Raw genomic sequence first — 23115 nt, 5'->3', positions numbered from 1 at the left:
CTACAATTTATACTTATGTGGGCTTTCTATCAGGCTTTTATAAATCATTCATTTCATGTCACATTATGCATATACTCTCTTTTATTTTATGCATGCAATGCATTGTCTCATTTTTCTAACCAGCATTTCCTCTGGCATTGCTACCATAAGATAATGAAAAGGAATAATTGACTGAGTAAATTGCCCTGGTAAACCGGGAAGTAAGCTACTTATCCTAATCTGTTTCCTGGAAATTATCCGTTCACTTCAGGCTGTGTGACTAACTGTACTCTACCGGCCAGCTGGTTTATTTTATGAAGACCTAAATTCCCCAATTTTTTTTAATTCCCCTGTACTCATAGGCTTCTTTCGAAGAAATATTTTTTCCTTCTAAAGGACTTCCACCCGATGAAAATTATTTCTTCTATCTTTTGTTATTTTTTCTAAAATCTGGAAGTTTCAGGCTTGTATGGAAAATTTTATTTTGTACCTTTTCCTTTTTTGGAACATGAAAGTGCTGATTACAGGAGGAGCAGGTTTCATAGGCTCCCATATAGCTGAGTATTTCGCAGAAGCAGGACATAGTGTGAGAATACTTGATAATCTCACTACGGGTTTTTCACGAAATGTCCCTCAGCACAGAAATGTCGAATTCGTTCAGGGGGATATATGTGATTTCTCTCTTGTCGAAAAAACTGTCACAGGAATGGATTACGTTTTTCATGAAGCTGCTCTAGTATCAGTGCCTCTTAGCTGTGAAAAACCAGTTGAGGCTTTCCGGATAAATACTCTTGGAACACTTAATGTATTGCAGGCATGCGTCAGGGCAGGAGTCGAAAAATTCGTGACCGCATCCTCCGCGGCAGTTTATGGAAATAACCCTGCGCTTCCTAAAAGGGAGGCTATGTATCCTGAACCTGCTTCGCCTTATGCAATCTCCAAGCTTGACGGAGAATATCTGGCAAGAATGTTTTATGAAGAACACGGGCTTCGGACTACCTGCCTTCGCTACTTTAATGTCTATGGTCCACGTCAGGATCCCAAATCCCCGTACGCCGCTGTGATCCCTATTTTTTTGGAGAGAGCAATGGCTGGAAAAGACCTTGTCATTTATGGTGACGGACTTCAGAGCAGAGACTTCGTTCATGTAAAAGATGTTGTAAGAGCAAACGCAGCAGCCCTCGAACAAGGGGATGGCCAGTTCTTCAATGTAGCTATGGGAAAAAGTGTAACAGTCCTTGAACTTGCCGAGAATATTATTGAACTGACCGGCTCCTCAAGCCAGATTGTTCATGCCGAATCAAGAGCAGGAGACGTCCGGGATTCCAGGGCAGATGTCTCTAAAATTTCCGGTTGGTGGAAAGGCGAAATCGAACTGGAAAAGGGATTAAATAGCCTGATTTAAGTCTAAGGATATCTGAAAGGACATTAATTCCTGAAAAATAACATCTTTTTAAGTACAGACAATTTCTTCAAAAAGGAATATAAACAGGAGAAATCACATCTCCTGTTCTTTTTTACTTTTCAGAATCTTTTCCTTCGTTGTTCGAGTCTGCTTTTTTCTTTATAAGTGTCCCTATCGCAATGATTACAAGGAAACCTATAAAGAAACTGGCAATTTTTAATACGGAGTTCCAGTTTTCTTTAGAAGGCATCTCAGATCCCATAACTGATTCTGAGTCTCCCTGTTGTTCTCCACCTGAAGTGGATTCTCCTGCTGATCCCGCCTCAAGGATATTCTTGCTGGCTGTAATTGCAAATGGGGAAAATCCCGGAGTTTCAGCTTCTAAATAAATGTACTCATCATCTTCACCTATTTTTTCCGTATTAAGGGTGTCCCACTGGTTTCTATTTAAGTGCTGAAGGGTTATTGTATCTCTGTTAATATTGTTTTCATTTATCCATCCCTTAACTACCTTGAAGCCCACAACGGCGTTTTCGATTTTCTTCGAATTTGCAAAATCTTCATCATCTACCTCGATATTGACGTGTTTGTAGATTTCTCCCTCAGGATCAGTGGAAGCAAGTGAAGATCTCTCATTCAGTTCCTCAACAACAGTTGTTACCTTTCCCGCAGTCTTTTTGGGGTCAAACTCCACATATCTGATAGGGGTATCTCCATTTTCGAAATCAAACTTTGTCCTTCTGCCATATGAAACATAATTCTGGCAGATCTCCTTTATTTTGATATTTATGTTGAGTTTGATTTCTTCTTTATTTGTATGTGAACTTCCTTTTGATTTAATATATATATCTGCCTGGGAAAGCCCTACCAGTCCCTTTCCCGGGCTATATGCACCAACGAAAAGGTAGTAAGAGCCTACCGGTAAGTCAAAAGCGGTAAGTGATAGGTTATTCTGGCCGGTTTCCCCTATTGCTATGGCACCCTTTCCTTCTCCTATAAGTGTCTGAATTTCTGTCTGCAGTTCGTTTTTGGTCAACTTTGACCTGTAGTTTGATGAGTTTATGCCAAATTCATCAATAACATCCAGATCGTTTATTATTACTGAAGTTCCGTCTTTTGTGCCATCGGAGTTAATATCTATGTTTGCTTTGTATGCCTGTTCCCTTATGAGTACAGCTCCGTAGGTGCAGTCATCTTCATCGGAAGCCCCTTTCAGTGTCATGCTTATGTCCAGGTCATTCCCTTTTACAATATACGAAGGAGATGAAATGCACAGTTCGTATTCCGTAACCAAAAAAGCTGTAGAAGAAAGGACTGTCAGGCTTTCGTCGTCATTTTGCTTAACCACGACTATGAGATACTGGCCTGCATCAAGGCATCCAAGATCATACTCTAATAAATCACCTCCAGGTCCCAATTCAGCAGAATACTTTTCATAGTTTCCATCAACGGTGTCCTGAAAAATGGCGTTTAAATTTCCGACATCTCCTGCCTGCAAAGCATCAAGAAGCCCGTATGCACTGTCCGAGGTCACCTTGATCAGGTATATGTCTACGTTTTCTCCCCCAAGCCCTGTCTCCCCGAAGAAAGACATTATCACCTTTTCATCAGGTAGGTAAACGGGATGTGTGGTATAGGTAGGAATTGAGGGATATGTTATCGTATAACTTTCTCCTTCTTCCTTATTTAAGCTCCCGGAAATCCCGTCATAGGTTACCTGATTCGTGCCTTCATATGTGAGTTTTATCGGTTGAGGGAGTTGGATCCTGTTGCCCTCAAATGGGTGCCCCAGTGTGATCCAGTTTCCTTCTACCGGGTTGCTAGTGTGATCCAGGAAGTAAACCACTTTATCGGTAAAATTCAAATTGCCAATAGGGCTTACACCCCATGCCATCACTGGCGAAGAGGTCAAAATGAATATCGTCAGTATAAGCATCAATAGACTTTTTCTCAATTTATATTCCTCCATTTTTCCCCATATCTGTTTGTTTCCTTATTTTCAGGTAGCAAATTGTTCGCATGCTATCTGGGTGAAATTTATTTTTTTTCATTTCTTTTAAAATAAATAGTAAGTATTAAAAATGCCGCTCCCATCCCTCCAAGAATGTAGGTTGTATCCACAGGTAGTCCTGCTTTTTCAACAGGTTCGGGCTCCTGAACTTCTCCACCGGTTACTTCTTTAGGGGTCTGTTCTGGACTTGAAACAATTCCAGTTTTCTCTATATCCTCTGTTTCTTCAGGAGTTTCTGAAGGTGTCTGCTCCGTAATAGACTCTGTTTCAGACTCTGTTTCCTCTGAAGAATAATCTGATGTCATAGCCGAGGTCTCCTTTTCCTGAAGAGTTGCCTTTTTCGTGATGCCTCCCACAATTATTTCAAAGTTCCCGGCAGGAACGGCTTTTGTATTGTAGGAGTAACTGAAGTCTCCGCTCGAATCCGCTTTTATCTGCTGGACCGCGGTGATTTTCAGGTTTACAGTCGAGGTTCCACTTTTGGCGTTTCCATCCATCTTTATCTGGTAGGTTCCCGGAGGGACATTTGACTGCGTTACAGTTGCAGTGTTCCCGGAAGCCTCCGAGCTCTTTGTTATCCAGATTAGTATTTTTACTCTAACATTGAGGTCTCTGGCTCCGGTAGCCTGGACTGTAAAACGGTTATCAAATCCTTCTGGGATCTTCACACCTTCGAGAATATACTCGTACTCCCCTCCGGATACCGAAACTTTCTTTTCAAAAGTGACTTTTACTTCTATTTCCTCTTCCGGAGAGGCGCTCCCTTTAATTCGAAGGGTATCTCCAACAACAGGTTTTTCAGGGGATAACTCCCAGCTACTAACCGCTGCAGCGGCAGGTGAAATTGTTAGTAGGATCAGAATTAAAACTGAAAAGGAAGTGATCATAAAGGCATGTCTTTTTTGCCTTTTATGGAGGTGAATGGATTTTTTCACGGGAACTGCTCCTTTCAAACAAGGATTTAATCATTATTTTTAGTATGTAATAACTCAAATTTCTTAATGTGTTTTGCAATATTATATATTTACAATAATGCTGAAGCCAGCTATTTTATAATCTCTACTGTAAGCATCATATAAATTTTTATTGATAGTTGCCTCAAATTTCTGCAAATTGGCACTAAATTTTTTCTCATCGGTTTATTTTTTAATGGGATATCTTAGTGCTGCCTACTTTCACAACTTTTTAACGTAAAAAGTCTGCGCATTTTTTATTTTAACTTCCCCATTCTTTTTTATTAAATGTCTTAGTAATGTTATTTAATGTTTATATTCTTTTCCCGATTTTTTCTAGTGATCTTATAATTATTCTTAACTTTTTTAACTTTTATCTAATACTATGTTCCTTAGATAGATGTTGATTTTTTCATTATTTCCCTAAATATGTGAAATTTTCATATGTAATTCTGTATAATTATCAGATCAATACTGTCTCTCAACAATTTAATATTTCAAGAAACTTTTTTATAGTATGTAGTCTTTGTATACGAATAACTTTAGAAAATAATGGGTTAAAACAAATTAATTATTTATGGGAGGTATCTTGTGCTATTGAGCATAATTTCATCGAGTGCGATTTCTTCAAGTGCGATTTCTTCAAGTGCGATTTCTTCAAGTGCAATTTCTATGGTTACGAGTCCCGGACTTCCTCAATATGGTGCCGCGGTAGTTGTAGGGCTGATCGTCTTGCTATCTTTAAAGGAAGTACTTTCAGCATCCGAACACTGGAACAGATCACTTAACAGTTCCTTTAATCTGGCAATCATGCCTATGCTCTTCAGTTTTGCTGCAATAGTTATTTTTAAGGTTGCAGAGGTTATCTAAATTCCGGGATTCCGGAATCATTGCCTCTTTTTTCATTGTTAGATTTTTTAGTGCATTTTTGCACTATATTTTCTTTTATAGTTACTTTTTTCAGTATTTTAGTTGAGATTTAAATCTTATTTCTTTCTAGAGTATTCTCTTCGGCATTCTAAAATTTTTTGTCTTGGTATTTTAAGTAAGACAGAGCAGTAGGTGTCTGAATTTTTATGTATTCTGAATTAAAGTTAGAAATCCGGAACATCTGGAATATTGAAATACGTGAATATTCCACATATATGAAAAAGTAGGAAAAGGAAGCAATATAAGAATAGCCAGAGTAAAACGACTTGAGGAAAGTATAAATAGTGAAAAATAATAAAAGCAAGGAAGATTGAAAATGGAAGGGGTTTGAATAGAAATCTGCTTACGATAGATATATTTTAATGATTATTTTCATATACCTGGGCGCTTTTGCAAATCTTTACTGTCTATTCTTATGTCAATTTTTTTCTGATCTAGTTTTCTGATCTAGTTTTTTGACGCCGGTTTTTGTGAAATTTTTGTTTCTTAAATTAATTCCTTTCCCTCTCATGATGTTTATCATGTGTTTTATATCAAGCTGATCCCAAAACTCAAAATACATCCCTAGATTTCTTATTGTGCCAATAGTCTAACCTTATGCTAATAGTTTATTATTCTACCAGTGATTCTTTTGTACATGGATTACATACTTTTATGTTTACAGGGATGTCTTTATGTTGTTAAGTATAATTTCATCTAGTGCAATCTCCTCAAGTTCGGTTTCCATGATTACAGGTCTCGGGCTTCCTCAGTATGGTGTATCTGTAGTTGTCGGGTTTATTGTTCTCTTTTCTCCAAAATAAGTTCTTTCCGTATCTGAATGTTGGAATAAATTTCTTAACAGCTCTTTTAATCTGGCAATTGTTCACTTACTTTTGAGTTTTATAGTAATTGTCTTTTTCAAGGTTGCTGAGATTATTTAATCATTTAAGGTTTTTCAGAGGCTTTTTTCAAAGGGACAAATAAAAAAGTCTGGAGTGCCTATTGCCTGGGAATATTTTTCTAAAAAAGAGTTTATCTAATTTCTCTCATTAGGAGTTCAAAAACCAGGCCAGAGGCTTAGCTGGTGAGGAAGAATCCCGAAAAGGAAAACGTTGACAAAACCGTGGAGTACAGCAATAAAAGGCAGGCTTTTTGTTTTATAAAAGGCAAGGCCCATGATAAATCCCACGAAACCTGTATAGAGAATTTCCTGAATAGTGCCGTACCCTGAGTGCATGAGTCCGAACATGAAACTTGTAATCAACAGGGCCTCCCACATACCGAGTGCGTTTTTAAGCCTTGTCTGCAGGATTGACCTGAAGATCAGTTCTTCTATAAGCCCCACGAAAAAAACCATTACAATTATAAGCTTAAACATATTTGTAAAAGTGAGATCAGGGATCAGGTAACCTGTCTTTATGGTAAGATACTCGCCTAATCCAATTACAAATCCAAGAGGGACTGAGAGAAACATGTAGGGTACTACGTGCTTCAGGGTAATTCCCATCTGTTCAAGGGAATCACGCTGGTGAAGTACAATGACTACAACAGGAATTGCTAGAGGACCGTAGATGAATATGAAGGTATAAAGAGTGGTGTCATAAAAGATGGGCATTGACAGGTTTATCAACCTTAGTATCGGTAGAAGCATAAATGCCTGATAAATTTTGTGTATTTCCGGGTCTTTTAATACTATGTTGGAAAGAGAAAGAGCAATCAAAGTGCATATGTGTATCCAGACCGCCGCTCCCATCCTCCCTGAAAAGATAAGAAGTTCCGCAAGGGTTATGCTCAGGACAGGGACTGCGGTAAGAAACCTGAGTTTTCTGGCTTCTAATTTTTCCTGATCTGTCTTTTCTGATCCCTCGGTTTTCAGGATTTTAAGCGGATTGAGGTATCTCAGTGAGTTTCCCACTGGATTTTTTGCAAGTCCCGAATCTCCCGAAGTCGTACGCAAATACGCAAGAAGGAACAGAGCTACTGCTCCTATTCCTCCCGCTGTGTAGATCATGTTTATATATTGGCTGATTTTCTGAAGGGTCTCGGGTTTTTCATATGAAGTTAAAATATCTTCTGAATCGCCTGTTTCTTCCTGATTTTTGGTATCTACCTGCTCTGAAACGGATCCCATCTCTGGTGAACCGGAGAACTCCGGGTTGCTATTTGCGGTGGCTTCTGGAGAAATTACCAGTAAAGCCAGAATCAGAACTGAAACAATAATCAGAAAATTCAGCTCTTTTTGCTTTTTGGGAGAATTAATTATTTTTTGCACAGGAATTGCTCCTCTTTTAAATCGAGACGGGTTCTGATCTATTTGCGGACATCTTATTAAACGTTTTTTACTTGTTTTTTACTGGTTTCTTGTTATAATACTTCAAGAATATCATGCAGCTCTTATATCTATACAATCTCTTATTGTAAATATCGTATAAAATTTTGTCGATAGTCTGAGTTCTAACTGGCATACTTTGACATGAAATTCTTTATATTGAAATAGCGAACTTTTAGTCACTATTCGCTTACCTCCTGTTTGGGTCAGATACTAAAATCCATAGGCAAAAAAGTTTACAAGTCCATAGCAGCAGGATTGGGCTTTCCGAATGAGTTTTCTACTTTCCAAGCTGTTGTGAGGCAAAATTCAAGGAATTTTATAAGGAGGGAGTTCTGTAAGGATAATTGGGTTTTTTAACGTTAATCCCTGAATAAAGACAAATCAAGCTTAAAATCCGATATTCAACTTTAAGGGATGGTCTGAACATAATGCTCTGGCTTCATCAATCGCTCTTTTGCAGTCTCCGGGAGTTTCATCAGTTCTCTGTTGAGTTTACATTTATCCAGAGGTGTAGGTCCCTGTAGGATGTGTTTTTATCGGTCTCGTTGAATAGTAGGAACTCAAGTTTCATATTTTTTCCCTCTACTGGGGGAGTCAGCGCCAGAGGTTCTTCCCAGGTTTCATTATGGGCAAGTGTGATCTGTTGCATATCTTCCGGCAGAGGTAGGGATCTGTTTTCAAGCCTTACTTCCATTGTATAATTTACTGGTCTGTATTCGTGATTTACTATCCCAATAATTACTTTTCCGTTTTCTCCAAGTGTGTAGTTTGTCGGGTAGCTGTCAGCCATCCCTTCAGGGCCGAGAATATAGAACTCTGTGAAGTGTTCGCCTTCCTTCGGGGTTATCACAACATATACAAGAGTTGTAACTGATAGGAGGATAGAAAAGACCAGAATGATTGTAAGGGCCTTGTCGAGTCCAGGTTCCGGTTTTTCCAGTATTTCGGTTTTAAGCGAGAGTGCTATTTCCCTGAAGGGTACTTCAAATGCCTCAGCCTCGGGAAGTTTTTCCCGCCTCAGGTAAGCAAACCCGCACATTGCGAAAGTGAACACTGATAGGCTTATCAAAATTGGCAGAAGCTTTATTCCCCAGGGTGTATAGTTGAGCCCGAGGCCGATCAGGGGCACGACTGCAATGCTTAGCCCAAAGGAAAGTGCTGTCCTTTCGATCCCATCAAGGTCGGACTTTGAAGGAAAGAGTGCGGCAATAAGGGCGTACCCTGGAAGGAAAAGAACAAGAGGCAGGCCGAGTATATTGCGAAACACAGTTTCACTTAATCCGGGCATGAGCACAAAGAGATCGGTAAGGATCACAAGCCCGATTACGGTTGAAAGGTCTGAAGGAACTTTTTTTCCGGTCATTCAGGTCATCCGAAGTATAACTTAAAAAATTATTATATTTATTCAGTTTCTTTCAAGAGAGTAAATATTTTCTTCTCATACATTTTATTCTTTCGCTCTTTTTCATTTTATTCACTATTTCTCAGCAACTTTTACTTAATCATTTTTGCTTAACCAGGAAGTTCTATTACTTGTTTACGTGTATATTTTTCGATTAAACCTATTTAATTTTTTAATGCATATTCTCTGTTGTTCCTGAAAATCAGGTTCGATTTATATTTTCTAAATCTATCCATTAATCTTTTTTCTTTCTTCTGCAGGTGCGGCAAGTAGGATATTATGTTCAATTTTATTCAAAAGTTTAAGTCTAATTGAAATGAATTTCTGAGGCTCTGGAGAAGCCTGCGGTACTTAAGTGTGGAAATTTTCTGCCCTCATGATATTGTTTTTTTTCTAGGGATCATTTTTTTATTTTTGATTGTTCATATTTTTTACTCTCTTATTTCATATGTTTTTGCAGGCCATTATTTCAATAATATAATGTTATATTTGTCGAACTAAAGCTCCACCGCTATTATTATTGTTCTTTTATTATTCTATTTTAGTATGTCTATCAATAAATTTATATATTCGAACCCCACACGTCTATCTAAAAAATTGAAAGATGTTAAGGGTTCAAACAGTCATGCTCCAGTGTTACTGACTGGCTTCTGAGCCTCTATGTTTCTACATCATAGTTTAAATTTCAAAGAGGTTATAAAAATGAGTAACGAACTGATTGTGGGCAACAGTACCCAGTACCAGGTCCATAAAGAGAACCCACGTTCCAGGGGGGCATCTTCTCAAAATATAACCGTTATTCTTCCAGCTTATAATGAAGAAGTTTTAATCGGGAGCCTTGTCCTTTTCACCAAACTCTATGCAGACAATGTAATCGTTGTTAACGACGGCAGTACTGACAGGACAGCTGAGGTCACCAGGACAGCTGGAGCTGAAGTAGTTGCTCACGAAATCAATAGAGGGAAAGCCGAAGCTCTCAAAACCGGCTTTACAGCTACAGCCAACCTCGGCGCCGACATTATTGTTACAATGGACTCGGGCGGCCGGCATAACCCTGCCAATATCCCTAAACTCATTTCTCCCATTCTTGAAGGAAATGCTGAAATGGTAAACGGCAGCCGTTACCTTAATTATACGGGCAAAAATGTTCCTATCTACTGTCGTGTCGGCCGGACTCTGCAGGACACAACTGCAAAAAGGAACTTTAACCTCAAAATAACTGACACTCAGAGCGGCTTCCGAGCCTTTGCAGCCTCAACAAAAAACACTTTTCGCTTCAGCGGCAAAAAAACATCCATAGAAAACGAAATGCTTGCAGATGCAGGGAGGTCAGGGTTCCGCATGACTGAAGTCGATATAGGGACCTTCAATGACTCTGAAAGCATGGTCCGAAACCCGATAAAGTACTTCGTCGGAGTCCTGAAAACCGTGGTTGAGGATGTGGAAGCAAACAGGCCTTTGTACTTTTACTCGGTACCGGGTTTTGCCCTTGCAACATGCGGCTTTTATATGGGGTTCAAGTTTCTTGAAGCTCTTTTTCTTGGAAGTGCAAGCCTCAACTTAGGACACACCTTCCTTATGGTCTTCTTTGCCCTTGCAGGTGCATACATGACCCTCAGGGGAATAATAGTGCATTCGATGGCGGAAACGACCAGACAAACCAAGCCAGCTTGATTACTCGATTCTCTAAACGATAACTTGATTTGCCTCTCCCAAATTCCCTTTAATTTCATTCAAACTTAAATCTATAATACGGGGTTATTCGAATGAATAATGAACTGATTATAGGCAAGAGCGTCCAACCAATCACAAAAAAAGAGGAAAATCCAAATGTGAGAGTTCCATCTCTTCGAAACATAACCGTTGTCCTCCCTGCCTATAATGAGGAAGTTTCCATCGGCAGTGTTGTTCTTCAGGCAAAGAAATTTGCTGATAGAGTAGTTGTAGTCGACAATGCAAGTTCCGATAATACAGTCGATGTAGCTAAACTTGCGGGTGCAGAGATAATCCGAAACACCAAGCATAAAGGGTTTGATTTTCCAATTCAAATAGGTATTGAACATGCTACAGATTCTGAAGCCTTCTTGTTCATGGACATCAGTATTTGCCATGAACCAAAGTTAATTCCTAAAATGCTTGAACCTATTCAAAAAGATGATTTTGATATGGTAATTGGCACCTGTTTTAGCAAATCAAATCGGCTACAAGAGAATGTATCTTTTTTAAACAAAAAACAGATGGAAAGTGGGCCTGTAGGATTCTTTGTTTTTTCTAAAAAATGCTTTGATATATTATTAAGTTCCCCCAATATTTACATTTCTTCTGTAGGTACTATTCTCTCTTTCGCCGAAAACAATAATCTTAAGGCAAAACATCTAAACCTCGAAGAAGAGCACACATTCAGTCTATTTAAAATGTACAAAATTGGAGTTGTAGTGCCAGCATACAACGAAGAAGTTTTGTTAGGTGAAACAATTAAAGGGATTCCGGAGTATGTGAGCCGTATCTATATAGTAGACGACTGCAGTTCTGACCGGACTCCTGAAGTGGTTAAAAGCCTGAAGGATTCCAGAGTTGTTTCCTTAAGGCATGAAGTGAATATGGGTGCCGGAAAGTCGGTAATTGACGGATATAAAATGGCTCTGGCAGACAAAATGGACATAGTCGTTGTAATGGATGGCGACAACCAGATGGATCCGTCCCAGATGCCTCGTCTTTTAATGCCCATAATAGAAGGCAAAGCCGATTACACTAAAGGAAACAGGCTTATAACCCGAGAAGCCCGGGAAGGCATGAGCGCCTGGAGGTTCTTTGGAAACACTTTACTCTCACTGCTAACTAAAATAGGAAGCGGCTACTGGGATTTAATGGATCCCCAGAACGGTTATGCTGCTGCATCTCGAAAAGCACTGGAAACAATAGACCTTGATTCCGTATATACCTATTACGGTTACGTAAATGATATCCTGATAAAGCTCAACGCATACGGCATGAGAGTAACAGATGTTGTAATCCCTGCCCGCTATAAAAACGAAAAATCCTCTATAAATTATCGTAGATACATAATGAAAGTCGCTCCCATGCTTTTCAATGGTTTCTTATGGAGGCTGAAGACCAAGTATGTACTTTTAAGTTTCCATCCGCTTGTGTTTTTCTATGTTGCCAGCATGGCACTTCTGCCTGCAGGACTTATTTTTGATTTCTGGATTCTTGTACAAAAGTTGATGCACAATCCGGTTTCTCAAAACTATCCATTGCTAGGCGTATTTATGACTTTGATGGGTGCACAGTTGTTGTTTTTTGCAATGTTTTTTGATATGCAGTCGGACATTCGCAAGAAAATTAATCGTAGTTTTTGATATCTTTATATGGTGGTGTATTATGAAATATTTATTAGAATCAATAAACATTAATTCCACATGTGTAGGAGTTCTAGGATTGGGTTATGTAGGGTTGCTTCTTGCACTCGCTTTTTCAAAAAAATTTCAAACAATAGGTTTTGATGCAATAAAAAAATGCACAAATCTTATGAATGATAGACTATCTTACATTCCTGACATAAAACATGTGGATATTTAGAAAAATGTACTTAAATAATGCGCTTATCCCAAAAACAATTTTGTTTTTAACGACTAAGAGTTTTCAGAAAGATTTCATGATTGAAAGCTACGTTGATTATTCAAAATACGAGATTTAAAGAATCAATTTTTGAGTTTTGGGATCAGTTCAAAAACTATTCTATTTAAATTAAGTTCTTATGAAAATTGCACTATTTAATATTATTATATATTTTGGGATGATAATTTTGAGAATAATGATTGATATGGGGCATCCGGCACATGTCCATCTTTTTAAGAATGTAATATGGGGACTTAATAAAAGAGGACATAGTGTTTTGGTCACAGCTCGAAATAAGGAAGTTACGATAGATTTACTCAAGGCATATAATTTTGAGTATATTTCGGTGGGTGAAATAGGAAGCAGTAAAGTTGATTTGATACTTGAATGGATAAATAGAGATTATGAAATCCTGAAAATTGCAAGTAAGTTCAACCCAGATATTCTAATGGGAATGTCAAATCCATGTGTAGCGCATGTATCTTGGATTCTTAGAAAAAAAGCTATTTTGCTGGATGATTCGGAGATTACTACGTTCAGTCATAAAATAACATATCCATTTGCTAATGCAATATGTACTCCTTCTCTTTACAAAAAAGATCTTGGAAAAAAACAGGTTAGATATGACGGCTATCATGAATTAGCATATCTTCATCCAAATTATTTTACTCCTGACCCCTCAGTTTTAGAATCTTTTGGGATAAAAGAAAGTGATAAATATGTAATTTTAAGGTTTGTATCCTGGGGTGCCAATCACGACGTTGGACACAGGGGCTTGAGTTTAGAAGATAAGAGAAAAGCTGTTCACGAAATCGAAAAACACGGAAGAGTGCTCATTACTTCGGAGAAGCCATTGCCGGATGATCTGGAAAAATACCGGATTTCGGCATCGCCGGAGAAAATTCATGATTTACTTTTTTATTCTCAGGTGTTTTTTGGTGATAGTCAAACAATGACAACTGAAGCTGCGATTCTCGGTACTCCAGCTATAAGGTGCAATTCATTCGTTGGCGAAAACGATATGTCAAATTTCAAAGAACTTGAGAATAAATATGGACTAATTTTTAATTATCGTGATCCTAAAAAAGCTTTGGAAAAAGCAATTGAGTTACTCCATACATCCGGGCTAAAAGAAAAATGGGTTGATAAAAAAGAACAATTATTAAGGGATAAAATTGACGTTACTGGCTTCATTACATGGTTCACTGAAAATTACCCGGATAGTTTTCCCATTATGAAAGAAAATCCAAATTTTCAACTTCAGTTTAAAGTGGTGAGCTAGTCGTGAAAGTTACAAGTATCCTTGGTGTCAGACCTCAGTTTGTGAAATCCTCTGTAGTTTCAAGGGAATTGAGAAAAAAACATGAAGAAATTCTGATTCATACCGGGCAGCATTATGATTATCAGATGAACAAAGTGTTTTTTGAGCAACTTAACATTCCTGAGCCAGATTATCTTCTTGATATCGGCTCTGGATCTCACGGATATCAGACAGGTGAGATGCTCAAGAAAATCGAAGAAGTTTTGGTTAAAGAAAAGCCTGACATCGTTCTTACTTATGGTGACACTAATTCAACACTTGCAGGCGCCCTTGCAGCCTCGAAACTACATATTAAAACCGCACATGTAGAATCCGGTCTTCGAAGTTTTGACAAATCAATGCCAGAAGAGATTAACAGGACTGTGACAGATCATTGTTCTGATATTCTATTCTGTCCCACAATGACTGCAGTTGAAAATTTAAAAAAAGAAGGGATAGAAGAGAATGTGTATTTAACTGGAGATGTGATGGTTGATTCTCTCTTGTATAACAGGGAAATTGCAGAAAATAAATCTACTATTATAAATTATTTAGGCATAAAAAGCAAAGGATACCTTATAGCTACGATTCACAGAGCCAGCAATACGGACAATGAAGAAAATCTGAAGAATATTGTGGATGCCTTTTCTGAATTAAATGAAACTATTATATTTCCGCTGCATCCAAGGACTGAGAAATTTTTGAAAAAATACGGACTCTATGATAGATTGAAATCATCTGTTTCTTTGATACAGCCTTTGGGATTTCTTGAATTCATAAAGCTGATGGATCATGCGAAAATGATACTTACTGATTCTGGTGGTGTTCAAAAAGAGGCTTACGTACTTAAAGTTCCCTGTGTTACTTTAAGAGAAAATACTGAATGGGTTGAAACTATTAACGACGGATGGAATGTTCTTGTCGGAGCTGACAAGGAAAGAATTCTTGAAACGGTAAACAGTTTTAGTCCTTCTTTAAATACTCACTGCAATAGATTTGGAAACGGTACTGCAAGTGCTAACATAGTCTCAATTTTAAAATGATCTTTTGATGCAACTGGAATGTGTAAATATGCCGATAGATACAAAAAATTTGTTAGTTGTCAGTCATAGATACAGGAGTTTCCAAAAGGATCCTATCGATCTTGTATCTCCATACTTTGATAATGTCTATGTGCTAGTTAGATTCAACAAATTTGCAAATATTTCTGATTATATCCATATACCCGCATTACAGCCTTTTGTTTCAAGTTTTAAAATTGATTGCGCAAATAAACCTTCAAATTTAGAAGTTTACAAAACTTCGTTTTTTAACTTACCTTTTGATTCTCAATATAAAGCATTAGGAGATAAGCATCTTAAAGTAGTTGAAGAACTTATTCGAAAAAAGAACATAAAATTTGATCTCATACATTCTCATTTTACTTGGTCATCTGGATATGTTGGTGCAAAGCTAAAAGCAAAATATAGAGTACCTTTTGTAGTTACTGCTCATGGATATGATATCTATAGATTGCCTTTTAAGGATGATGAATGGAAATCTAAAATTGAATATGTTCTCAATTCTGCTGACGCGATTATTACAGTAAGCAGAAGTAATCTTGAATGTATAAGAAAACTAGATGTAAAAACACCAGTAGTAGTTCTTCCAAACGGATACAGGGAAGATGTTTTTCATCCGCTAAATCCATATGAGTGTAAAAGGTCATTAGGTTTGTCTTCTGATAAAAAAATAGTTCTTACTGTAGGAAATCTAGAAGAAGTTAAAGGGCATAAGTACTTAATTGAAGCTATGGGCCGTGTTGTGAAAACGCGGAAGGATGTGATTTGTTATATTGTAGGAGAGGGCAAACTAGAGAATAAGTTGAAAAAACAAATAAAGTCCTCAGGTCTTCTAGATTATATAAAGCTTATAGGTGGCAGGCCTCATAATGAGATCCCTTTATGGATGAATGCCTGTGATATTTTTGTGATGCCAAGTTTAAAGGAAAGTTTTGGAGTAGTTCAGATCGAAGCGATGGCTTGTGGAAAGCCTGTTGTGGCGACTTATAATGGTGGAAGTGAAGAAATAATTTTATTCGATAATTATGGATATTTAGTTCAACCGGGAAATTCAGATCTTTTAGCAGAAAAAATAATCATTGCAATTGATCATAAGTGGAATTCTGAAGAAATTCTTAAATTTGCAAATAAATTTAATTTAAAAAATCAAAAAAAACAGATTTTGGATCTTTATAATCTCGTAGGTGATGGAGACGAAAGTTGTATTACTGGGTCAATATCCAATTGATCCTGAAAATATTAGTGGTGGGGTTGAAGCCTGCATATTGGGAATCGTTAACGAATTTAAAAAATACCCAGATATAGATCTTCATATTGTTACCGTACAAATATTAAAAAAAAATGTTTACAAAAATATTGAGGGCATTTCTGTACATTACCTTGCTTCGCCGCCATTTCCAAGGTTTTTAACAGTTAATACAATAGATCGATATAAGGTAATTAATAAAATTAAGGAAATAAATCCTGATCTAGTCCACGGTCACATTAGTAATTATGGTTATTATGCATTAAAAAGTGGATATCCTTCTATTGTAACGATTCATGGAATTGCAAAAGAGGAGTATAATCCTCAATTGAGACCTTCTATACTTGACAGTATTAGAAGAAAAGTTCATTTACCTATGGAAGAATTCTGCTTAAAAAATGCAAGAATCTTAACGACTGTAAGCCCTTACGTTATGGAGAAAATTGAATCTTTTTGTAAGGGTGATGTTTATGTTATTCCAAATGGTATAAGAGATGAATTTTTTAAGATTCAATCTCAGGAAGTTGGTGACCGTTTATTATTTATAGGTGGCATTGAGCCAAGAAAAGGTTTATTAAATATAATTAAGGCAGTTGAAATGATATGTACAAAAAGAGATAACATAAGATTGCATATTGTAGGGAGAATCAGAAAACAAGGATATTACGATAGTTTGGTTGAGTATATTAAACAAAATAATTTAAGTTCCTATGTAATTTTCAGGGGAGCATTGGACAATGAGGAATTAAAGAGGGAATTATCAGAATGTTCAATATTTGTATTTCCCTCAAAAGAAGAATCTTTTGGAATTGTTTTAGCTGAAGCTGAAGCATGTGGAAAGCCTATTGTCACTTCGAACATAGGTGGTATTCCTTATGTGGTAGATAATAATAGGACGGGTTTTTTGGTAGAATACGGAGACGTTAATTCTTTGGCAGATAAAATATTGACGTTACTTGAAAACAAAAATTTAAGAATAAGTATGGGGATTATGGGAAGGGAAAAAGCTAGAGAATTTTCCAACAAAAGCATTGCAGAAAAATATTATTCATTATACCAAAAAGCGATCAGAAATGTCAGGTTTTAATTTCGAAAAATTGGAATTTATAAAAAGTATTGGAAGGAGAGCGGATGCGATCTTTCCGCTATGTGGGTTTTTGTTGGGTTGTTTTGTCATTTACATGTCCTTGTCGTATAGGATTCATCAGCAGGATATAGGAGGCACTATCCTTTTTGCTTCTTTAACATACATTTTATTGAAAGAAAAATTGCTAAAGGGAAATGAGATCTTCCAACTTCAAGTTCCAAAATGGTCAGCTTATGTCAATAATATCTTTTTTTTCTTTGTTTTTAGTTTTAGTTTGTGGATATTATATACAAATCTTTATATAAGACCTTTGAGCTATTTTATACTCACGGCTTTTGCATGTGTTTCTATTACTTTTGATATCCTACATTCTAACGAAAAATTGTCAGGATTTGTTCTCTTCAAAATTTTGATTATTGGACTTCTCCTTTATGGTGGGATTTACTACGAATTTTCTGATATTTATGGCACCGACACTCATTTTCATAATGGTGAGACCTCAATTTATATTGAAAGAGGTCACATTGTTTTAGATGCTCCACAGGGGTATTTTAATTCCTATTATTATTTTCCCATATTTCATATACTTACTTCAGTAACAAGTATACTGACCGGTTTGAATGTTTATGACTCGATATTTTCTTCAATCACTTTCCCATATACTTTTTCAGTTGTTTTTATTTTCTTAATAGGAAAAAAACTTGTGAATTCAAAAGTGGGATTATTAGCAGCCCTTATACTGGTTTTTGGAGATTATAGAATTTTGTTTGGTGCAGCTCCAATACCTACAAGTTTTGGGAGCGTTTTTTTTATGGAAATTCTTTATTTGTTTCTTGTGAATGCTTCAAAACCGATTTACAATAAGTTCATTGTTATTTTTTTACTTGTAGTTTTGGTGTTGACACACACCATTGCTGCATTCATAATGTTTGTAACAATAATCTCTCTATACTTCTGGAAAAAAATTAAATCTTATCTTGAAGGTTTTAATTCAACAGATTCAAAAATATTTCTTAATACAATAGTGATGTTTGGTGCTATGCTTATAGGGTACTGGTTATATGCCATTTCAGTACCTGAAAGGTCATCCGCAACATTCCTTGATTACATCCTAAGTTCTTTATATCATGCTCTTACTTATGATGCAGAATTCGCAACAAGTGTTACTGAAAAAGTTTCACCTTACGTAGCGACAAGTTACTCTGAATATTTTTTGGATCACCTTGGATATCTATTTTTTTTGGGAACAGGCATAATTGGCACTTATGTGTGGTTGATGGATGAAAATGTATACAAGAGCTCATTGAGCTTAACAATAGTTGTATTGTTTGCATTACTATATGGTTTTTCACTTATGGGAATGCGAACAATAATGCCAAGTAGATGGTTTATATTTGTCTACGGGATTCTAGCTCTTGTCTCTGCTTCTGGAATCTTTAGAATGGCAAATTTGATTGAGAATAAATTAAATATTGTAACGATTTTAACTATTATTTTTTTGATGAGCTTTTTTATGGTTACATCAACAATTTCAAATGGAGACAATCCCTTGTATAATGAAAAATCTTCTCAAAGGTTAGGTCATAAAGCATCTGAAATCAATGGAATTGAAACTATTGGAAGGATATATAATGGGACCATTAATCCCATCGATCTCAACATGGTTTCACTAGGTTATAGTTTCATTGAAGATAGAGGAAAACTATATGTCTTAAATAAGGAAGCTTTTAGAATACCAGTTGTTTCAAAAAAAATAAATCCTGGGATTATTAACTCAGTGATTTTGGACGATTCTTTTAAGGCTAGGTTCGAATCGAATGGCTCAAAGATCTATAATAATGGCGAAATATGGGGTTATTTGTTTAACTCAAATAATTAAAAAGTAAGTGAACAAAATATGAAAACAATAGCGCAGTACAATCCACGATTCAGTCCCTGTATTGGGGGAGGAGAAACTTATGTTTCGAACTTAGTCCTAAATATTAAAAAATATAACTTTAATATAATAACAAATTCATTGCCATATTCTCCTTTGGAAGAGAATTTTTCTGAAAACACTTTAGTAAAAAGGTTTCTGCCATATGATAGGAATTTACTTCCTTTCAATAACTTTATCATTAGCAAACTTTCGTTTCCATATAGATTCTGTTCAGATATTTTGAGATTACAAAGAAAAAATGAATATCTTAAAAAATCAACTTATGATCTAATTCATTTCCATGGAATCGGATTTTGTAATAATTTATTGAGGGTTGATACTTGGATCAACAGTATGATTTTCTCTAAATTCATTGATTTTAGTGAAATTAACACTCCTAAAGTTATTACCATTCACAATCTGTTTTCCTCTTTAAATAACAATCCTATTTTTGAAAAGTATGAACTAAATATGATTGATCAATTTGAATCTATAATCTGCGTTGATAAAAATATTGAGATTTACGTTAAAAATTACTCATGTTTAATGAATAAAGATAAAAAAATACACTTCATTCCTAACTCTGTAGATATAAACAAGTTCTCTTTTTCTGAGCTTGAATTAAAAGACAAACTTGTTATTGGCTTCGTTGGAAGATTTGAGTATTCAAGAGGTATTGATATCCTTAAACTATTAATTGAAAATCTACCTAATTTTTGTGAACTCCATATAACATGCAATCAAATTCTAGGAGTTAACAATCCAAATGTTTATTTCCATGGCATTCTTCCTGAAAATGATATTCCATCTTTTATTAAGAGTATGGATATTATTTTTAATCCTGTGCTAGTGGAAGGTATCTCAAGAATAACTCTTGAAGCAATGTCTTGTGGACGACCTGTAATAATGATTGACAAAGGTGATAGATATCCTGTATTTAATGGAAAAACTGGGTATATTATAAAGGAAAACATTGATGAACTTCTTTTTTTACTTGAATATCTCTATGACAATGAAAATAAACTAAAAGAAATAGGTTACAATGCAAGGCAAACTGTTGAAAGAGAATTTAGTAATGAGGTTATAATTCCAAAGATTATAAGAATATATGATGAATTAATAGAATAATGGTAGTTATTCAGCCTATCGAAACGTATCAGCCTATTAAAACATATCGTTTGATATCATTTTGATTAAAATGAGAGGGTTGACAACTAACTGGCAAACAGTTGAAAATACAGTCAATTGGCAACAATTAAAGAAAATCAATTCGTAAAATTTGTCTACTGAAGTTTATTAAAGGTGGCCAACAAAGTTGTTTTATCTAGGCTGAATAGTTACGAATTAATTCTTTCGTGATTGAGGATTAATGAGCAGTAATTTTTAACCCTAATTTGACAGATTCTGCTAATTAATACAGTATTTTCTTACACAAAACACGTTGTATTGACACACTACATTTTAGTAAATTAAAAAATGTCCAAAAATCATAAGATGCAAGACAAAACTTTGAATTGTATTAAGAAAACAGAAGCATGAAGCCCATTTCAACATTATAAAATGTGTGATTCTGTCAAATTTGGGTTTTAATAATTTCTTAAAATTTAATACATTAGTATAGCCATCTTAGCAAATTTATTAGTGATTACTGAAGGATACAGACTATGTACATTTTTTGGAAAATATTGTATGATATTGTAAAGAATCTCCCTCAAAACAAATACAGTAATTTTCTTCGATCAAAAGTTGGAAAGCATTTACTAGGAAGATCTAAAAGTTGTGTAATCAGAATCGGTGTAGAACTTGATAGAAGTTCGAAATATGTATTTATTGGGTCTTCTCAAATTGGGGAATTTTCCGTGTTAAGTGCTCGAAGGGGGGGAGAAATATATATTGGAGATGATGTGATCATGGGTGGGAGAGTCATATTTCATACCCTTAATCATAATTATGATAAGAAAGATATTTTGATCAAAAAACAAGGAACTATTGTGAAACCAATTAATGTAGGGGACGATTGTTGGATTGGTTCTGATGTTATAATTTTGCCTGGAGTTACTATTGGAAAAGGTAGTGTTATTGGTGCGGGTTCTATGATTACAAAAGATGTTATGCCTTATTCTGTAGTGGCAGGAAATCCAGCAAGAGTGATAAAAAAGAGAATCTAATTGATATTGATGATTTAATTTTTTCATAAGATATGTAAATTAAATTTGTAATTTTTTTGATTGTGGTAATACAGATTTTAATTCTTTTTATGTTGCTAATCTTATATTCTACAGGTCGACATTAAATTTTGAGAATTTCTAATGGTTGTGTTTTTTATACAGCATATAAATCTTTAATTGGTTTGAAACTGGTTAACATATAACTCAGATCTTACGGTATATATAAACAATGAACCATTTTTGCAATAATGTTTAGTATCAGGGATAATGCATTTTTCAGCAAAAACGTTATCAGTAAAACTATTCTGAAAAAAACAAGTTGCCTGCCGAAAGCAGGTTAATGAATCAAAACGAGTAAGGAATTATAGAGGTAAACTCAATATGAATAAGTGTCAATTGAAGATTGGGATTGTTGGAAGTGAAGAAATTCATATCCAAATCATAAGTGAGTTATTAAATCAACAAGGCATTATTTTTGAAAAAATAAATCAAAGTATGTTGCCTCAAAGTAAGTATCCATGTGTTATTGCAGTCAACATGGATAATGGAAAAAATGAACTAGCTAAGAGTTATTGTATTAATGGAGAAAGAGGGATTATTGAATTAGATATTAATGATTCTATTTATAACTTATTTACTGGAATAGATGATCAATTATACCTTAATGATATTCTTTGCGATCCAATAGTAAGTAGATATGCATTAGAACTATCAACTAAAATTAAAGAGGCATATTTTCTTCATCAACTTCCATTTGTTCAAAAATGGTTTTGGCCAAATTTTTCAGAGTCTTGTTGTGTTATAACACATGATATCGATTCTTTAGATAATTCACCAAGTTTAAAAAAAAATACACTAGAATGGATAAGATATGCATATTATAACTTAAGTAATAAAGCATATTGTAGCAATATTTCTCTTATGTTAAAAGAAGAATCTAAAAGAGATATTAAGTCAAGTTTTTATTTCTTTTCAGACTATGGAAAATTTCATCGTGATTTTGTTAAATCTTTAGACCAAATTAAAAAAGCAAAATGTGAAATCGGTCTTCATGGATCACTCAATTCATTTCAGAGCCCAAAGATGTTGATTCAAGAAATAGAAGCACTAGAAGAACTGACTGAAACTAAAATTTTTGGAGAGCGCCAACACACATTAAATTTCCGGATTCCACATACATGGCGATATCAGGATCAAATCGGGCTTGATTATGATCACACATTTTACTATAATGATAAATTTGGGTTTAGAGCTGGGCTTTGTCATCCATATCACCCTTTTGATCCATTTAATTATATAAAATTCAATCTGCTTGAAATTCCAACTTCATTTATGGATTTCACTGCAATAGTCAATCAATTAACATTGGATGAACAAAAAGAAGTCATTAATAAGCTTGGAACTACTGTTGAAAAATATCATGGCTGCCTTGTAGTAAATTTCCATAATTTGTACATCCACGAAAAAAGATACCCTTCAGTTTTTAGATTATACAAGTATACATTGGATTATATTAAGAAAAACGGATATTGGGTTGCAACTGCAAGGGAGTGTGCACAATGGTGGAGAAAAAGGGAAACTGCAAACTTAGATGTCAAGTTAGTAGATAATATTTTGCAGGTGATTTCCGACACAAGTCTACCTTTATGCATTGAGGTTCCTTCCGGAAAAAGACAAATGATAAACGTCGGTAATAAAATTGAAATCAATGTAGGCGATTGAA

Annotated in this window: 17 protein-coding genes and 1 pseudogene; 14 read left to right on the top strand and 4 right to left on the bottom strand. The window is 35.5% G+C overall.

Translation table 11 applies throughout. The annotated features are described in order from the left end of the window. Nucleotides 1-487: 487 nt before the first annotated feature. Nucleotides 488-1384: an NAD-dependent epimerase/dehydratase family protein gene (locus MSSIT_RS20060; RefSeq protein WP_048175145.1), complete on the top strand. Its 897-nt coding sequence runs from the start codon at nucleotides 488-490 to the stop codon at nucleotides 1382-1384. Nucleotides 1385-1496: 112 nt separating this feature from the next. On the opposite strand, the gene MSSIT_RS20055 is transcribed toward MSSIT_RS20060, so the two are convergent. Further along, a complete protein-coding gene (locus MSSIT_RS20055) occupies nucleotides 1497-3338 on the bottom strand; it encodes a TIGR04279 domain-containing protein (RefSeq protein WP_231590131.1) in 1842 nt (613 codons plus the stop codon). Nucleotides 3339-3421: 83 nt separating this feature from the next. Next, nucleotides 3422-4330 (bottom strand): hypothetical protein, encoded by a 909-nt coding sequence (locus tag MSSIT_RS20050; RefSeq protein ID WP_231590128.1) that lies wholly within the window; start codon nucleotides 4328-4330, stop codon nucleotides 3422-3424. Between the two features lie 609 nt (nucleotides 4331-4939). On the opposite strand from MSSIT_RS20050, the gene MSSIT_RS20045 reads away from it, so the two are divergent. Next, complete coding sequence (locus MSSIT_RS20045; protein WP_048174229.1) at nucleotides 4940-5218, top strand: hypothetical protein; 279 nt, start codon at nucleotides 4940-4942, stop codon at nucleotides 5216-5218. Nucleotides 5219-5952: 734 nt separating this feature from the next. After that, nucleotides 5953-6081 (top strand): hypothetical protein, encoded by a 129-nt coding sequence (locus MSSIT_RS25430; RefSeq protein ID WP_261788941.1) that lies wholly within the window; start codon nucleotides 5953-5955, stop codon nucleotides 6079-6081. A gap of 236 nt (nucleotides 6082-6317) precedes the next feature. Here the strand turns inward: MSSIT_RS25430 and MSSIT_RS20040 are convergent, their stop codons facing one another. Together MSSIT_RS20040 and MSSIT_RS20035 are read right to left on the bottom strand one after the other, a co-directional pair. After that, entirely contained in the window at nucleotides 6318-7532 is a 1215-nt protein-coding gene (locus tag MSSIT_RS20040) for a CPBP family intramembrane glutamic endopeptidase (protein WP_231590115.1), read from the bottom strand. Between the two features lie 535 nt (nucleotides 7533-8067). Beyond that, nucleotides 8068-8955 (bottom strand): DUF1616 domain-containing protein, encoded by an 888-nt coding sequence (locus MSSIT_RS20035; protein WP_048174228.1) that lies wholly within the window; start codon nucleotides 8953-8955, stop codon nucleotides 8068-8070. A gap of 741 nt (nucleotides 8956-9696) precedes the next feature. On the opposite strand from MSSIT_RS20035, the gene MSSIT_RS20030 reads away from it, so the two are divergent. The 11 genes and pseudogenes from MSSIT_RS20030 (at nucleotide 9697) to MSSIT_RS19980 (ending at nucleotide 23114) form a co-directional block, all read left to right on the top strand. Continuing rightward, nucleotides 9697-10668: a glycosyltransferase family 2 protein gene (locus tag MSSIT_RS20030; protein ID WP_048174227.1), complete on the top strand. Its 972-nt coding sequence runs from the start codon at nucleotides 9697-9699 to the stop codon at nucleotides 10666-10668. A 92-nt stretch (nucleotides 10669-10760) separates the two neighbouring features. Beyond that, entirely contained in the window at nucleotides 10761-12353 is a 1593-nt protein-coding gene (locus tag MSSIT_RS20025; RefSeq protein ID WP_052721738.1) for a glycosyltransferase family 2 protein, read from the top strand. Nucleotides 12354-12375: 22 nt separating this feature from the next. After that, entirely contained in the window at nucleotides 12376-12573 is a 198-nt protein-coding gene (locus MSSIT_RS20020) for a hypothetical protein (protein ID WP_048174226.1), read from the top strand. Between the two features lie 178 nt (nucleotides 12574-12751). Then, a complete protein-coding gene (locus tag MSSIT_RS20015) occupies nucleotides 12752-13894 on the top strand; it encodes a DUF354 domain-containing protein (RefSeq protein WP_231590107.1) in 1143 nt (380 codons plus the stop codon). Nucleotides 13895-13896: 2 nt separating this feature from the next. Continuing rightward, nucleotides 13897-14955, top strand: coding sequence for a non-hydrolyzing UDP-N-acetylglucosamine 2-epimerase (wecB, locus tag MSSIT_RS20010; RefSeq protein WP_048174225.1), 1059 nt, complete (start codon nucleotides 13897-13899; stop codon nucleotides 14953-14955). A 28-nt stretch (nucleotides 14956-14983) separates the two neighbouring features. After that, nucleotides 14984-16201 carry a glycosyltransferase family 4 protein gene (locus MSSIT_RS20005; RefSeq protein WP_052721737.1) on the top strand — a complete coding sequence of 406 codons (1218 nt, stop codon included), beginning with the start codon at nucleotides 14984-14986 and terminating at the stop codon, nucleotides 16199-16201. After that, nucleotides 16161-17306 (top strand): glycosyltransferase family 4 protein, encoded by a 1146-nt coding sequence (locus MSSIT_RS20000; RefSeq protein ID WP_048174223.1) that lies wholly within the window; start codon nucleotides 16161-16163, stop codon nucleotides 17304-17306. Before MSSIT_RS20005 ends, MSSIT_RS20000 begins: the two co-directional genes overlap by 41 nt. Continuing rightward, the gene (locus tag MSSIT_RS19995; protein ID WP_048174222.1) at nucleotides 17293-19185 is read left to right on the top strand and encodes a hypothetical protein; all 1893 of its coding nucleotides are present in this window, start codon (nucleotides 17293-17295) and stop codon (nucleotides 19183-19185) included. Before MSSIT_RS20000 ends, MSSIT_RS19995 begins: the two co-directional genes overlap by 14 nt. 18 nt (nucleotides 19186-19203) lie before the next feature. Next, entirely contained in the window at nucleotides 19204-20352 is a 1149-nt protein-coding gene (locus tag MSSIT_RS19990; protein WP_048174221.1) for a glycosyltransferase family 4 protein, read from the top strand. 875 nt (nucleotides 20353-21227) lie between these two features. Beyond that, a pseudogene (locus MSSIT_RS25805) lies at nucleotides 21228-21386 on the top strand (DapH/DapD/GlmU-related protein); the annotation flags it as partial. A gap of 387 nt (nucleotides 21387-21773) precedes the next feature. Further along, on the top strand, nucleotides 21774-23114 hold the full coding sequence (locus tag MSSIT_RS19980) for a polysaccharide deacetylase family protein (protein WP_048174219.1): 1341 nt from the start codon (nucleotides 21774-21776) through the stop codon (nucleotides 23112-23114). Nucleotide 23115 lies beyond the last annotated feature (1 nt).

Origin of the sequence: Methanosarcina siciliae T4/M, from assembly GCF_000970085.1 — an archaeon.
Lineage (GTDB): Archaea > Halobacteriota > Methanosarcinia > Methanosarcinales > Methanosarcinaceae > Methanosarcina > Methanosarcina siciliae.
Note: the sequence above shows the minus strand (reverse complement) of the source record. Positions and strands in the feature narration are given on the sequence as shown.

What these genes read in the sequence shown, in the direction of transcription:
- MSSIT_RS20060 (WP_048175145.1), top strand. Translation starts at nt 488, where the DNA reads ATGAAAGTGCTGATTACAGGAGGAGCAGGTTTCATAGGCTCCCATATA.
- MSSIT_RS25430 (WP_261788941.1), top strand. Translation starts at nt 5,953, where the DNA reads ATGTTGTTAAGTATAATTTCATCTAGTGCAATCTCCTCAAGTTCGGTT.
- MSSIT_RS20035 (WP_048174228.1), bottom strand. Translation starts at nt 8,955, where the DNA reads ATGACCGGAAAAAAAGTTCCTTCAGACCTTTCAACCGTAATCGGGCTT.
- MSSIT_RS20030 (WP_048174227.1), top strand. Translation starts at nt 9,697, where the DNA reads ATGAGTAACGAACTGATTGTGGGCAACAGTACCCAGTACCAGGTCCAT.
- MSSIT_RS20025 (WP_052721738.1), top strand. Translation starts at nt 10,761, where the DNA reads ATGAATAATGAACTGATTATAGGCAAGAGCGTCCAACCAATCACAAAA.
- MSSIT_RS20020 (WP_048174226.1), top strand. Translation starts at nt 12,376, where the DNA reads ATGAAATATTTATTAGAATCAATAAACATTAATTCCACATGTGTAGGA.
- MSSIT_RS20015 (WP_231590107.1), top strand. Translation starts at nt 12,752, where the DNA reads ATGAAAATTGCACTATTTAATATTATTATATATTTTGGGATGATAATT.
- MSSIT_RS20005 (WP_052721737.1), top strand. Translation starts at nt 14,984, where the DNA reads ATGCCGATAGATACAAAAAATTTGTTAGTTGTCAGTCATAGATACAGG.
- MSSIT_RS20000 (WP_048174223.1), top strand. Translation starts at nt 16,161, where the DNA reads ATGGAGACGAAAGTTGTATTACTGGGTCAATATCCAATTGATCCTGAA.
- MSSIT_RS19995 (WP_048174222.1), top strand. Translation starts at nt 17,293, where the DNA reads ATGTCAGGTTTTAATTTCGAAAAATTGGAATTTATAAAAAGTATTGGA.
- MSSIT_RS19990 (WP_048174221.1), top strand. Translation starts at nt 19,204, where the DNA reads ATGAAAACAATAGCGCAGTACAATCCACGATTCAGTCCCTGTATTGGG.
- MSSIT_RS19980 (WP_048174219.1), top strand. Translation starts at nt 21,774, where the DNA reads ATGAATAAGTGTCAATTGAAGATTGGGATTGTTGGAAGTGAAGAAATT.